Raw genomic sequence first — 12,983 nt, forward strand, 5'->3', positions numbered from 1 at the left:
GTTATACCAGTCGGGTGGTGTGCCACGCCGCTTTTTCAGTCACGGTGTGATAAGGCGGACGTTTCAGCTCGTATGCCATGGTCATGGCGTCCAGCATGCTCCATAAAATATCGAGCTTAAACTGCAAAATTTCCAGCATGCGGTTCTGCGTCTCAGCGGTGGTGAAATATTCCAGCGCCAGCGCCAGGCCATGTTCCACATCGCGGTTCGCCTGACCCAGGCGACTGCGGAAGTAGAAATAGCCCTCTTCTTTGATCCACGGATAGTGCTGCGGCCAGCTGTCGAGCCGTGACTGGTGGATCTGCGGGGCGAACAGCTCGGTGAGTGAGCTGCAGGCCGCCTCCTGCCAGTTGGCACGGCGGGCAAAGTTAATATAAGCATCCACCGCAAACCGCACGCCCGGCAGCACATGCTGCTCTGAAAGTAGTTCTTCGCGCGTCAGCCCGACCGCCTCGCCCAGCCGCAGCCAGGCCTCAATGCCGCCCTCTTCGCCGTTGCTGCCGTCGTGGTCGAGGATGCGCTGCACCCACTTACGGCGGGTAGCCGGATCGGGGCAGTTGGCCATGATCGCCGCATCTTTCAGGGGAATGGTGGTCTGGTAATAGAAACGATTCGCCACCCAGCCCTGAATCTGCTCGCGCGTGGCCTGACCGTTATGCATCGCGATGTGATACGGGTGATGGATATGGTAGTAAGCGCCTTTGTCGCGCAGGACCTGTTCAAAAGCCTGCGGCGACAGCGTGTCAGTGATCTGCATGTTTTAGCCCTGAAGGTGGATCGCCATTCCGTCCCAGCTCACCTCTATTCCCTGCTCCGTCAGAAACTGACGCTGCGGTGACTGCTCGTTAAGGATCGGATTGGTGTTGTTAATGTGGATCAGAATTTTGCGTTTTGCCGGCAGCGACGCCAGCAGTGCCATCAGCCCCTGCTCTTCCGCCAGCGCCAGATGGCCCATCGCCTTGCCGGTGTTATGACCCACGCCAGTAGTCAGCAGCTCATCATCCTGCCAGACGGTACCATCAATCAGCAGGCAATCCGCTTTTTGCAGCCACGGCAGGATCACCGCATCCGGCTCGCCCAGGCCTGGCGCGTAAAGCAGCGTCTGGCCATTCGCGCGGTTTTCAATAAACAGCGCCACGTTATGGCCCGGCAGCGGCCGGTCGCGATACGGCGAGTAAGGCGGTGCATTACTGATAATCGGAATCGCGGTGAACTGTAGATCACCACAGACATCGACGCTGAACGGCGTCAGTGGCGCAATGGGACGGTGCTGTAAGCCTCCATTCCAGTGGGTGAGCATAGGAAAGATCGGGAAGCCGGTGCTGAGGTCACCATGCACTTCCGGCGTGCACCACACCTGATGCGGACAGCCCTCACGCAGGCTCAGCAGCCCGGTGGTGTGATCGATCTGGCTGTCGGTAAGGATAATCGCGCCGATCGCCGTGCCGCGTAACACCCCTTTGCGGGTCAGTTCTGGCGTATGCAGGATCTGCTGGCTGATGTCGGGTGAAGCGTTGCATAACACCCAATCTTCGCCGTTATCGCTGAGGATAATCGACGATTGCGTGCGTGCCTGGGCCTGGATCGTGCCGTTACGCACGCCGTGGCAGTTGGCGCAGTTACAGTTCCACTGCGGAAACCCGCCGCCCGCGGCTGAACCGAGGATTTTGATAAACATAGAGGAAAACCAGAAGTTGAAAAAAAATGCCCGCTCAGAGGGCGGGCAGAACGATTAACGGTTGGAGATGTAGAGAGTCACTTCCAGACCGAGACGCATATCAACGAAAGTTGGTTTTTTCCACATGAGTTACTTCCTCTTGGTTAACAGTAAATGAGCTGCCTGAAATCAGTGTGACCGGCATTGAATGAGACCGCCGTCACAATTTCCAGGCAGATGTTGCGCCAATGGCGCGTCGGGATCAAGCCCGGAACATCAGGAAATTGTTATCACAGCCCGGTCAGATGTAAAACCCGCTGCCAGTTTCCCCATGCCAGTTTCTCTGTCAGTGTCTGATCATAGCCCGCTTCCTGAAAAGCGGCGAGCAATCGCGGCAATCCGCTGACATCGCCCAGCGCAGCCGGTGGGGTAATCCCGTCGAAATCAGAGCCAAAGGCTACATGGTCGCTGCCCATTATCTTCAACAAGTGATCACAATGCTTAACAATTTCTGTTAATGGCGTGTCAGCGTCGCGTTTACCGTCGGCGCGCAGAAAAGCGTTGCCGAAATTAATGCCGACCAGACCGCCGCTGTCGCGGATTGCCACCAGTTGGTCATCCGTCAGATTACGCGGCTGCGGACAGAGAGCATGCGCGTTGGAGTGGCTGGCGACCAGCGGCGCGCTGGAAAGCCGGGCGGTGTCCCAAAAGGCTTTTGCGTTCATATGCGACACGTCAATCATCATCTTCAGGTCACTCGCCTGCTGAATCAGCCTCTCTCCGGCGCGGGTCAGGCCTGGCCCGGTGTCGGGCGAGCCGGGAAAGGTGCCGCTGACGCCTTCACCAAAGCGGCTGGCCAGATTCCAGAATGGCCCGATGCTGCGCACTCCCGCCTGCCAGAAGGCGTGCAGCTGCTCGCCCTCCTCATCCAGCGCATCAGCACCTTCGATGTGTGCCACCATCGCCAGTACGCCTGCGGCGCGGCAGGCGGCAATTTCGTCATGGCTGCGGCAGAGTCGCGCCCGCCCGCCTGATGCATCGGCCAGCTGCTGCAGAAGCTCAAGCTGTTGCCACATGATCTTAAGCGGTTGAAACGGCTCGTCGGCACGTGCCGGAACGGTGCGGGCAATGTACTCCTGCGGAGGCACAAAGATTGCAAACAGCCCGCCGCCGAGCCCGCCCTGCTGAATGCGCGGAAAATCGAGGTGGCCCTGTTCAATCCCCTGATAAAACGCCTGCGCGGGCGCATCACGATGATGCAGCCAGAGATTAAGCAACAGATCGTTGTGACCGTCAAAAATCAGCATAAGAGTCCACCCGAATAAACAGGCGACCATGCTAACCCTGCCCGGCGGATTCACCAAACCAGAGCGCACGCAGGGCCACGCAGGTCATGCAGGTCATGCAGGTCATGCAGGTCATGCAGGTCATGCAGGGTATTGTCACTTTTGCGCGTCAGGTTGTCAGCCCTGCGCGCGCGGACCCGGAGGCGTGTCGGCAGACTGATAAAAAAACCACAGGAGACTCTTATGCTGACCCGACCCGCTGATAAATATCGTCCCTCCCCGCTGATCACCCTGCCCGATCGCCAGTGGCCCTCACGCCAGCTGACCCAGGCGCCGCGCTGGCTCTCCACCGATTTGCGTGACGGCAATCAGGCGCTGGCAGAACCGATGGATCGGGAACGCAAAATGGCCTTCTGGGATCTGCTGCTGCGCTGCGGGTTCCGGGAGATTGAGGTCGCCTTTCCCTCTGCGTCGCAGACGGATTTCGATTTCGTCCGTGACCTGATTGAGCAGCAGCGTATCCCGGAGGATGTGACGTTACAGGTGCTGACTCAGGCGCGGGAGGACCTGATTGCCCGCACGTTTGTGGCGCTGCGGGGCGTCCCGCGCGCCATCGTGCATCTCTATAACGCCACCGCGCCGCTGTTTCGCGAGCGGGTATTTAAGCAGAGCAAAGCGGAAATCGTGGCGCTGGCCACCGCTGGTGCACGGCAGATCCGCGCCGAATGCGAGGCCCAGCCGGAAACCTACTGGACCTTTGAATATTCGCCAGAGACCTTCTGTTTTACCGAGCCGGAGTTTGTGCTGGAGATCTGCGAGGCGGTAGCCGATGTCTGGCAACCGGACGCGCAACACCCGATGATCATTAACCTTCCCGCCACGGTGGAGGTGAACACACCCAACGTTTATGCCGATCAGATTGAGTTTTTCTGCCGTCACTTCAGCCGCCGTGATGCCGTCTGCATCAGCGTGCATCCGCACAACGATCGCGGCACCGGCGTTGCCTGCGCAGAACTGGCGCTGCTGGCGGGCGCTGACCGGGTCGAGGGCTGTCTGTTTGGTAACGGTGAACGCACCGGCAATGTGGATCTGGTGACGCTGGCGCTGAATCTCTATACCCAGGGCGTTTCGCCCCAGCTCGATTTCAGCCAGATGCATGAGGTGATTGAAGTGGTAACCCGCTGCAACCAGCTGCCGGTTCATCCGCGCCATCCCTATGCGGGCGAGCTGGTCTTCACCGCCTTCTCTGGTTCTCATCAGGATGCAATTAAAAAAGGGTTTGCCATCCGCGCTCAGCAGCAGGAGACAGAATGGCAGATGCCTTACCTGCCGCTGGACCCGGCCGACATTGGCTGCAGCTATGAGGCGGTGATCCGCGTTAACAGCCAGTCGGGAAAAAGCGGGGCCGCCTGGCTGCTGGAGCAGAATCACGGGTTACAAATGCCGCGAGCGCTGCAGCAGGATTTCAGCCGCTGTGTTCAGCAGGAGACTGACCGGCACGGCGGAGAGATGACGCACTACGCGCTGTGGCAGCTCTTCTGCCGCCAGTATGGCGTAACGCAGCCCGCGGTGGCATTACAGCGGGCTGACAGCCAGAGTGACAGCGGCGGGCAGACGCAGATTAGCGCCAGCGTGGTGTATCAGACGCAATCGCTGACGCTGACCGGCAGCGGCAACGGCTGGCTGTCGGCGGCGGTCAATGCCCTGCGCAGCGCGTTTGATCTGCATCTGACCATTGAGGACTATCACGAGCATACGCTGGGACGACGCAGTGACAGCCGCTCGGTGGCCTATATCAGCTGCGTGGATGCCCGTGGCGCGCGAGCCTGGGGAGTGAGTATCGACAATGACACCGCCCGCGCCGCCCTGCAGGCGCTGCTCAGCGCGGCAGGCCAGTTTCTGCAGGCGGAAAATAGTCAGTCGGAGACACGCCCAGCAGACGACGAAACATCGCACTAAACGCGCTGGGGCTTTCATAGCCCAGTTCCAGCGCCACCCGCAGCACGGAGTCGCCCTGAGCCAGTCGCGTCAGGGCGATAGCCAGTCGGGCGCGCCGCACCCAGTCGCTGAACTGCAGGCCGGTTTCGCGCATAAAATGGCGGGCCAGAGTGCGGCCCGAGACATTCAGGTGGGCACTGGCCCGCAGCAGCGTCCAGCTCTCACCGGGCGTCTGCTGAATCAGCTCGCACAGCGCCTGTAAACGGGGACTGTCGGGCGTTGGCAGCGCAAAGGGCAGCACATCCATGCCCCGAATCTCATCCAGAATTAACTCCATCACCCGCTCGGCCCGACTGCCTGCGGCGTAACGCTCTGGCAGGCTCAGCGCCGTGACAATCAGCTCGCGCAGCAGCGGTGAGATTTGCACCACCTGACAACTGGCGGGCAGATCGGCGCGCGCCAGCGGATCGATAAACAGCGTGCGCGCCGCCACACTGCCGGTAATCTGCAGCGCATGACGGGTAAATGCGGGCAGCCAGACGCCGCGACTCGGCGGCACAATCCAGCTGCCATACTCCGTCTCTACCCTTACCACGCCGCTCAGGGTGTGGATCAGCTGGGCACAGGCGTGCTGGTGCCAGGGTTCGCTGGCACCGTGCAGATAATCGTGCGCAAGCGGCACCAGCGGACGCGTGCTGAAGTCAAAATGCTGCTGACTCATTGCGCCTTCAGATAGCGGTAGATCACCGCCAGATCCTCTTCACCGTGTCCGGCCTCCACCGCCTGCTGCCAGAGCTGGGCGATATTCTCCAGCGCCGGCAGCGGCGTCTCTGCGGCATCCAGCGCCAGGCGGGCATCTTTCAGCGCCCAGACCAGATGCATCTGCGGCGTGAAGTCGTCGCTGGCGATCATCCCGAGCTTCATTTTCGCATACGGTGCGGCCAGCGGACCGCCCTCCAGCACCTGCCAGAGATCGTCGGTGGAAAAGCCGAACTGCTCTGCCAGCCGGGTACTCTCCGCCAGGCTTTGCATCATGCCAATCAGCCAGCTGTTGATCACCAGCTTCATCCGGGTGCTTTTTCCCGCCTCGCCCAGCCACTGAGTGCCTTTACTGATGGCAGCAAATACCGCTTCTGCGGCCTGCGCCCGGCTCTGATCGCCGCTGGCCAGCACCAGAATCTGCGCATTCTCTGCTGGTGCTTTGGTGCCGGAGACTGGCGCATCGATCAGTAACAAATCGGGGCGTTTTTCTGCGAAAAAGGCGATCAGCGCGTCGGTTTTTTCTACGCCGATGGTGCCCATCTGGCAGAGCGTCGCGCCCTGCTTAAACGCCTCTTTGACCTGATGCAGCACCTGCTCAGTGGTGTCGCCATCAGACAGCATGGCGATCACGACATCTGCTTCACGCACCGCCTCAGCTGGCGAGTCAGCCAGCTGCAAACCCGCATCCAGCAGATCTTCGCCGCGCGCGCGGGTGCGGTTCCAGCCATGAACGTGAAAGCCTTTTTTCAGCAGGTTGGCGGCAAATGCGTGCCCCATTGCGCCTAATCCCAGAACCGCCACTTCAGGTTGTTTCATGCTGACTCCCGTGAGTTTTTTTGTCTGCATCCGGGTGAATCGGACGCCATATCACTGCAAAAGATGGATTCCAGCCTGGCGGTAAACAGAGAAAAAATCCAGCCCGAAACGATGTACCCCAGCGCATCAAACCCTTACCATATGCGGAAATTGTTCCACCTGGTTCATATCCTCTCTTTTTTCAGGCCACATATAATGAAAATAATCTCTCTGCGCCAGGCGACGCTGTTGATGTTGCCTGCCATTTTGCCACTGCCGCTGCTGGCGGCGGATAATGACAATACCCTGGTCGTCACGGCTGCACCGCCGGAAACGGGCCTTAACGAACTTGATACGCCTGCGGCCCTGAGCGTGGTCAGTGGTGACGATATGCGCCAGGCAGCGCCGCGCGTTAACCTGTCGGAAAACCTCAGCAGCGTGCCAGGTCTGCAGATCCAGAACAGGCAAAATTACGCACAGGACCTGCAGCTGTCGATGCGTGGCTTTGGCTCCCGCTCAACCTACGGCGTACGCGGGCTGCGCATCTATGTGGATGGCATCCCGGCCACCATGCCGGATGGTCAGGCGCAGACCTCCAATATCGATATCGGCTCGATTGATCATGTTGAGGTACTGCGCGGCCCGTTTTCTGCGCTGTATGGCAACGCTTCGGGTGGCGTAATCAATGTCACTACCCAGCAAGGACAACAGCCGACCACGCTTGAAGCCAGCAGCTGGTACGGCAGCTACGGCAGCTGGCGAAACAGCGTCAAAGCCAGCGGCGCGACCGGTGACGGCAGCCATGCCGGGGATGTGAACTACACCGTCTCCGCCTCCCGCTTCACCACTCATGGCTATCGTGATCACAGCGCTGCGCAGAAGAACCTTGGCAACGCCCGACTGGGCGTGCGTATTGATGATGTCAGCACCCTGACGCTGCTGTTTAACAGCGTTCACATTGACGCGCAGGATCCCGGCGGCTTAACCGAGACGCAGTGGCGTGAGAATCCACGTCAGGTGGTCAGCAACGTCCCGCTTTATAACACCCGTAAGACTGTCGATCAGACTCAGGGCGGCCTGCGTTATCAGCGCCAGATGAGTGAAAATGACGACCTCAGCGTGATGCTCTATGCGGGCATGCGCGAAACTACCCAGTTCCAGTCGATCCCCGCAGCCGTGCAGCGCAACCCGTCTCATCCCGGTGGCGTGATCGCCCTGACCCGCCACTATCAGGGCGTCGATACCCGCTGGACCCATCGCGACACGCTGCTGTCTATTCCGGTGGCGCTGACCGGCGGACTCGACTACGAAACCATGACCGAGCGCCGCAAGGGCTATGAAAACTTCACGGTCAGCAACGGGGTGACACAGCTGGGCGAACAGGGCAATCTGCGCCGCAACGAGCGCAACCTGATGTGGACGCTCGATCCCTATCTGCAGACCGCCTGGCAACTGACCGATAAGCTGTCGCTGGATGCGGGTGTGCGGTTCAGCACCGTTAACTTTGACTCTAATGACTTCTATATTCAGCCTGGTAACGGCGACGACAGCGGTGATGCGCGCTATCACAAATGGCTGCCCGCTGCGGCACTGAAGTATGCCTTTGACCCAGGCTGGAACGCGTGGATCTCCGCCGGTCGCGGCTTTGAAACCCCGACCATTAATGAGCTCTCTTACCGTTCAGACGGCGCGACCGGTCTGAATCTGGGGCTGAAACCGGCCACCAGCGATACGCTGGAGATTGGTAGTAAGAAACGCATCGGCAATGGCTTGATCAGCGCGGCGTTGTTCCAGACCGATACCCAGGATGAGATTGTGGCGGATGCCAGCAGTGGCGGACGCACTACCTATAAAAATGCCGGTCAGACCCGCCGTCGCGGTCTGGAGTTAAGCCTGGATCAGCAGTTTGCCTGGGACTGGCGGCTGAAGATGGCCTACACCCTGCTGGATGCGCGCTATCGCACTAACGCCTGCGGCAGCGACAGCTGTGACGGCAACCGCATTCCTGGTATTGCCCGTAACATGGCTTACGCCGGACTCGGTTATCTGCCGGAACAGGGCTTTTATGCAGGCAGTGAGGTACGTTATCTGAGCCAGATCGCCGCTGAAGATCAGAATAGCGTGAACACCCCGTCCTACACCGTTGCAGCGGTTAACAGTGGCTATAAGTGGCTGGTTGAGAACTGGACACTGGATCTGTTTGGCCGGGTCGATAACCTGTTTGACCGGCACTATGTGGGTTCAGTGATTGTGAATGAGAGTAATGGACGCTACTTCGAATCCGCGCCGGGCCGCAATTACAGCGTCGGTTTAACGCTGGGTTACGCCTTCCGCTAAAACAATTCGGGCCACGGCTGTGGTGGCCCGGATATTACCTTCACACGCGAATCAGGCGCGCGAATTGAATTTCTTTTAAGGATTGATTGTTATGGACAACGAGCTACAAATTGCAATGTCTCCGGTACATCTTGCTGCGGTGCTTTCCGATAAGTCAGTTACTGAATCCGAGGGAATGAGCAACCGTCTTATGGGTGGTCTTGACCTGCTCATGGGTAGTCTGGAGTTGGCTGGTGCAACCGCATTGTGTATGGCTCCCGAACCCACCTGGATAACCAAGGCAGCATGTATTGTCGTTGGTGCTCACAGTATGGATAGCATTAATGCTGCAGCTAACCGGGTGCTGACCGGCCAGAATACCCGAACTGCCACCTACCAGACGGCTGTTGCTCTCGCAAAGAAATTTGGCGCTGACGACACAGCAGCATGGAATATCGGTCTGGCCATAGATGTGGGTGTTCCAGCTGCCTTTGGACTTACTGTTAGTGCAGCCCGTGTTGTATACGTCCGGGCGGGGACGTTTAAAATTGCTGAGCATGAGGCTGTCAGCTCAGTAAGGGCTGGCGGCCACACCATTGCTAAGCACGTCGCAATTTCTGATAATGATTTACTCGCCAGGCTGGCCCTCAGCCCAAATATGCACTCAGTATCATCATATTATTCAGTTCAGATTGCAGAAAAAGCGATCAGCTCAGCCCTGAAAGCTAACCGACTACGGATCATTCATTGGGCGAACTGGGGAAATAACGCCAGTCCTCTGGAACTGGTATATCGTAGCAGGGCTGCTGTGGGTTATGGATTCAGGCAGGGTAAAGCGGCAAAAGAAACCTGTTACGCTGTGCGAGTGGTGCTGCTTAAGCAAACTTATAACGGGAAACCTTACTATGTTCTCACGTCTTATCCGTGGATGGGGTGATAAACCCGAGAAACAATACCCGGCGCTAACCGGCATGTTAAGATTGTTTTTAAGCTGCCACCATGACGACTTTGGCAATACCCTCGAAGAAATGCTTCAGAGCTATATTGATCATGACATGCCTGTTATCGAAGCGCGGAATGAAATAAACATCCTGCTTCAGAATGAGGATGATGATTTGAATGTCATTATGTCAGCGATTGCTGGTGAAGAGTTTCGTCCGGCCCCCTGGGGAGAAACGTGGCGCAGTTTTTTGATAAGAGCTGTGGCTGCCCTCAACGGGCCACCGTCGCGGTGGCCCGACGCTTAACGTCACACGCCAATCATGCGCGCGAATTCAGCTGCGCCTTAATATCCTCACAGCTGCCGGTTTCACCCAGGCGCGGGAAGATCAGGTTCACGCTATTTTTGTGCGTATCGAGGTTGAGATCGGTCATCGCATCGGTCGCCAGCGTGACGTTGTAACCCAGCTCATACGCCTGTCGTGCGGTGGATTCCACGCCGATACTGGTCGCGATACCACAAATCACTACCTGAGTAATGCCGCGCTTTTGCAGCTCATCGTGCAACGCCGTGGCGTGAAACGCACCCCAGGTTTTCTTGGTGACCGTAAGGTCATTCTGCTGTGGGGTCATCGCCGGAACCAGCGTGGCCCAGTCGGCGGGCAATTCGCCGCTGTGACGTGCCTGCTCATTGCGGCCCGGCGCCCCACCAGCCACGTTAACCAGCACAACCGGCAGATCGTGCGCGCGAAACGCCTCAGCCAGTCCGGCACAGCGTTCGATCACCGGCTGCGGTTCATGAACCAGCGGCAGCGCCACAATGCCATGTTGCAGGTCGATAACAATCAGCGCAGTTTTTGCATCAAGTGTGGTTACAGCCATGTTGAATCCTCAGATTTAATAGTCAGTGAGTCGTTGCAGCAGAGGGAGAACGTCGGTCAGTTGCTGCTGTTCTGCCGGACTCAGTCGCGCTTCCAGCGTCCGGACCAGCCAGTCATCGCGCATCGCGCGACTCGACGTAATCACCGCCAGGCTGGACGTCGTGGGAAGATAGCGGGTTTTACGGCCATCATGGGGATCCGGCTCGCCCGTCACCAGTTCCGCCGCCATTAACCCGGCGACGGTCGCGCCCATTGACTGGGTGCGTACGCCCTCGGCCGCCGCCAGTTGCGTTACCGTCATCGCCCCATCGCGAACCAGATGACCCAGCACCGCGACCTGCGACCAGGTTAATTCGCCAGGCGGTGCTGACTCGCGCAACCGGCGGCCCAGCTTGCCCACCAGCATGCGCAGCATTGCAGCGGATTCAGTCAGATCGCTCATTACACGTCTCCATCGATAAGCGAAAGTATAAAGATACGAAGGTAAACTGTGTAGTTTGCTCAGGTATCAATTTGTAACGTCCGGGCGCTGCAGATAATGGATCAGACTGTGGAAGCGCAGCGGCGTGCTGAGCGGGTTCCGGTAGCTGTGCAGCACATCGGCCCTGAACTGGAATGCCTCCCCGGCGAGCAGACGTCGCCAGAGGTCACCGACGCCCAGCAATAGTTCGCCCTCGATGACCACCACCTGCTCCACACAGCCCGCTTCATGGGGCGAAGAATGACTCTGCGCCCCCGCTGCCAGCTCCACCGCCAGCAGATCAAAACGCAGTTGCGGATCGTAAGGCAGCAGCGACCGTACCGACATGTCGGCATTGGGCTGACTGAATCCTGGCGCGGCGCCTGAAGGCAACACGCTGCCGTCGATAAAAAAGGAAAAGGGAACGTTGAAACCGGTGGCAATCTTCCACAGCGTCGCCACGGTGGGACTCGATTCGCCGCGCTCAATCTGGCCCAGCATCGCTTTACTGACGCCGGTTCGCTCCGCCGTCAGCGTCAGGCTCCAGCCATTGGCCTGCCGCAACTGTCTGAGCGCGCTGCTCAGGTGTTGCTGAAAATCCGCCATTTTTTCTCCTGCTTTCTCGTCATCCTGGTGAGTGACGTTATGGCAATAGTGTAACACTTGTGCGTTATAGCGCATCATGCGACCATGTGCGCTATAACGCACAACCTCATAAAGAGTCTGACCATGACGAGAGCGGAACCTCCCCGTTTTACCCTGCCGATGCTGGTTTCCGGCTTCGTGGCTGTGCTGGTGGGCTACAGCAGCAGTGGCGCGATTATCTATCAGATGTTTCAGGCGGCGGGCGCCACGCCCGCGCAGATTGGCGGCTGGCTGTCGGTGCTGGGCATTGCGCAGGGGATCGCCTCGCTGGGCCTGTCACTGCGCTACCGCATGCCGGTGCTCGCTGCCTGGTCAACGCCCGGCGCCGCGCTGCTGGCGACCAGTTTTCACGGCGTTTCGCTGAATGAGGCGGTAGGCGTCTTTGTTTTCGCCAACCTGCTGATCGTATTGTGCGGCGTCACCGGCCTGTTTGCCCGGCTGATGAACTACATTCCCGCTTCACTGGCAGCGGCGATGCTGGCAGGTATTCTGCTGCGCTTCGGGCTGCAGACCTTTGCCGATTTGCAAAGTAACTTTGTACTGTGCGGCAGCATGTGCCTGGCCTGGCTGCTGGCCCGCCGCTGGCTGGCCCGCTATGCAATTCTGGTCACGCTGCTGGTGGGTGTTGCCGTCGCGCTGGCACAGCACGCCATTCACTTTCCGCCGCAGCCGATTAGGCTGACAATGCCGGAAGTCGTGATGCCGCACTTTACGCTCACCACGCTGCTGGGGATCGGCGTGCCCTATTTCCTGGTGACGATGGCGTCGCAGAACGCCCCCGGCATCGCCACGCTACAGGCGCACGGCTACCGTCCGCCCGTCTCTTCACTGATGAGCTGGACCGGATTAATTGCGCTGCTGCTGTCCCCATTAGGGGGTTTTTCGGTCTGCGTGGCGGCGATTACGGCGGCCATCTGCATGAGCGATGAGGTCGACCCAAATCCTCAGCAACGCTGGCGCGCGGCGGCGCTGGCGGGGATCTTCTATCTGCTGGCGGGCGCGTCCGGTGCGCTGATCGCCGTGCTGTTCAGTGCCCTGCCTGCGGTGCTGATTGAGGCGCTGGCGGGTCTGGCACTCCTTGCCACACTGGGTGGCAGCCTCCACCGCGCACTGGATCTGCCTGCCGAACGCGACAGCGCGCTGATCACCTTTCTGATCACCGCATCCGGCGTTTCGCTGCTGGGCATTGGTCCGGCCTTCTGGGGAATGGCGGGCGGCGTCATCGCCCACCTGCTGCTGGTGCGCAAATCCGGCTGATTGCGTCATACTCTCTGAAATAGCGGTGGTTTTTCCGTCAGCCGGTG

The 12,983-nt window shown here is 59.1% G+C and carries 14 protein-coding genes; 5 read left to right on the forward strand and 9 right to left on the reverse strand.

The features are described from left to right. Position 1 precedes the first annotated feature (1 nt). From pqqC to HFD95_RS01445, 4 genes are all read right to left on the reverse strand, one after another. Positions 2 to 757 (reverse strand): pyrroloquinoline-quinone synthase PqqC, encoded by a 756-nt coding sequence (gene pqqC / locus HFD95_RS01430; protein ID WP_167429737.1) that lies wholly within the window; start codon positions 755 to 757, stop codon positions 2 to 4. Between the two features lie 3 nt (positions 758 to 760). Next, positions 761 to 1,678: a pyrroloquinoline quinone biosynthesis protein PqqB gene (gene pqqB / locus HFD95_RS01435; RefSeq protein WP_010245077.1), complete on the reverse strand. Its 918-nt coding sequence runs from the start codon at positions 1,676 to 1,678 to the stop codon at positions 761 to 763. 54 nt (positions 1,679 to 1,732) lie between these two features. Continuing rightward, a complete protein-coding gene (gene pqqA, locus HFD95_RS01440; protein WP_010245082.1) occupies positions 1,733 to 1,804 on the reverse strand; it encodes a pyrroloquinoline quinone precursor peptide PqqA in 72 nt (23 codons plus the stop codon). A gap of 143 nt (positions 1,805 to 1,947) precedes the next feature. Next, a complete protein-coding gene (locus tag HFD95_RS01445) occupies positions 1,948 to 2,964 on the reverse strand; it encodes a dipeptidase (protein WP_064691300.1) in 1,017 nt (338 codons plus the stop codon). A gap of 222 nt (positions 2,965 to 3,186) precedes the next feature. On the opposite strand from HFD95_RS01445, the gene leuA reads away from it, so the two are divergent. After that, on the forward strand, positions 3,187 to 4,902 hold the full coding sequence (gene leuA / locus HFD95_RS01450) for a 2-isopropylmalate synthase (RefSeq protein ID WP_167429738.1): 1,716 nt from the start codon (positions 3,187 to 3,189) through the stop codon (positions 4,900 to 4,902). Here the strand turns inward: leuA and HFD95_RS01455 are convergent. Beyond that, positions 4,823 to 5,602, reverse strand: a complete 780-nt coding sequence (locus HFD95_RS01455) for a helix-turn-helix domain-containing protein (RefSeq protein WP_010245094.1) — start codon at positions 5,600 to 5,602, stop codon at positions 4,823 to 4,825. The genes leuA and HFD95_RS01455 overlap by 80 nt on opposite strands. Further along, positions 5,599 to 6,489: an NAD(P)-dependent oxidoreductase gene (locus HFD95_RS01460; RefSeq protein WP_071785072.1), complete on the reverse strand. Its 891-nt coding sequence runs from the start codon at positions 6,487 to 6,489 to the stop codon at positions 5,599 to 5,601. Before HFD95_RS01460 ends, HFD95_RS01455 begins: the two co-directional genes overlap by 4 nt. Positions 6,490 to 6,654: 165 nt before the next feature. On the opposite strand from HFD95_RS01460, the gene pqqU reads away from it, so the two are divergent. The 3 genes from pqqU to HFD95_RS01475 all read left to right on the forward strand — a co-directional run bounded on the left by pqqU (position 6,655) and on the right by HFD95_RS01475 (position 10,001). Next, positions 6,655 to 8,775 carry a TonB-dependent receptor PqqU gene (gene pqqU / locus HFD95_RS01465; RefSeq protein ID WP_181955245.1) on the forward strand — a complete coding sequence of 707 codons (2,121 nt, stop codon included), beginning with the start codon at positions 6,655 to 6,657 and terminating at the stop codon, positions 8,773 to 8,775. 91 nt (positions 8,776 to 8,866) lie between these two features. Further along, complete coding sequence (locus tag HFD95_RS01470) at positions 8,867 to 9,691, forward strand: RNase A-like domain-containing protein (protein ID WP_167429739.1); 825 nt, start codon at positions 8,867 to 8,869, stop codon at positions 9,689 to 9,691. Continuing rightward, on the forward strand, positions 9,660 to 10,001 hold the full coding sequence (locus HFD95_RS01475) for a contact-dependent growth inhibition system immunity protein (protein ID WP_124889951.1): 342 nt from the start codon (positions 9,660 to 9,662) through the stop codon (positions 9,999 to 10,001). Before HFD95_RS01470 ends, HFD95_RS01475 begins: the two co-directional genes overlap by 32 nt. Positions 10,002 to 10,014: 13 nt before the next feature. On the opposite strand, the gene HFD95_RS01480 is transcribed toward HFD95_RS01475, so the two are convergent. The 3 genes from HFD95_RS01480 to HFD95_RS01490 form a co-directional block, all read right to left on the reverse strand. Beyond that, a complete protein-coding gene (locus tag HFD95_RS01480) occupies positions 10,015 to 10,575 on the reverse strand; it encodes an isochorismatase family protein (protein ID WP_167429740.1) in 561 nt (186 codons plus the stop codon). 15 nt (positions 10,576 to 10,590) lie between these two features. Further along, a complete protein-coding gene (locus HFD95_RS01485; protein WP_167429741.1) occupies positions 10,591 to 11,016 on the reverse strand; it encodes a MarR family winged helix-turn-helix transcriptional regulator in 426 nt (141 codons plus the stop codon). 66 nt (positions 11,017 to 11,082) lie between these two features. Beyond that, positions 11,083 to 11,640 carry a helix-turn-helix domain-containing protein gene (locus HFD95_RS01490; RefSeq protein WP_060680161.1) on the reverse strand — a complete coding sequence of 186 codons (558 nt, stop codon included), beginning with the start codon at positions 11,638 to 11,640 and terminating at the stop codon, positions 11,083 to 11,085. Between the two features lie 84 nt (positions 11,641 to 11,724). Here HFD95_RS01490 and HFD95_RS01495 point away from each other — a divergent pair, with 84 nt between their 5' ends. Next, positions 11,725 to 12,936: a benzoate/H(+) symporter BenE family transporter gene (locus HFD95_RS01495; protein WP_167429742.1), complete on the forward strand. Its 1,212-nt coding sequence runs from the start codon at positions 11,725 to 11,727 to the stop codon at positions 12,934 to 12,936. The last annotated feature ends 47 nt before the right edge of the window (positions 12,937 to 12,983 follow it).

The organism is Pantoea sp. EKM10T (genome assembly GCF_011800685.1).
Lineage (GTDB): Bacteria > Pseudomonadota > Gammaproteobacteria > Enterobacterales > Enterobacteriaceae > Pantoea > Pantoea agglomerans.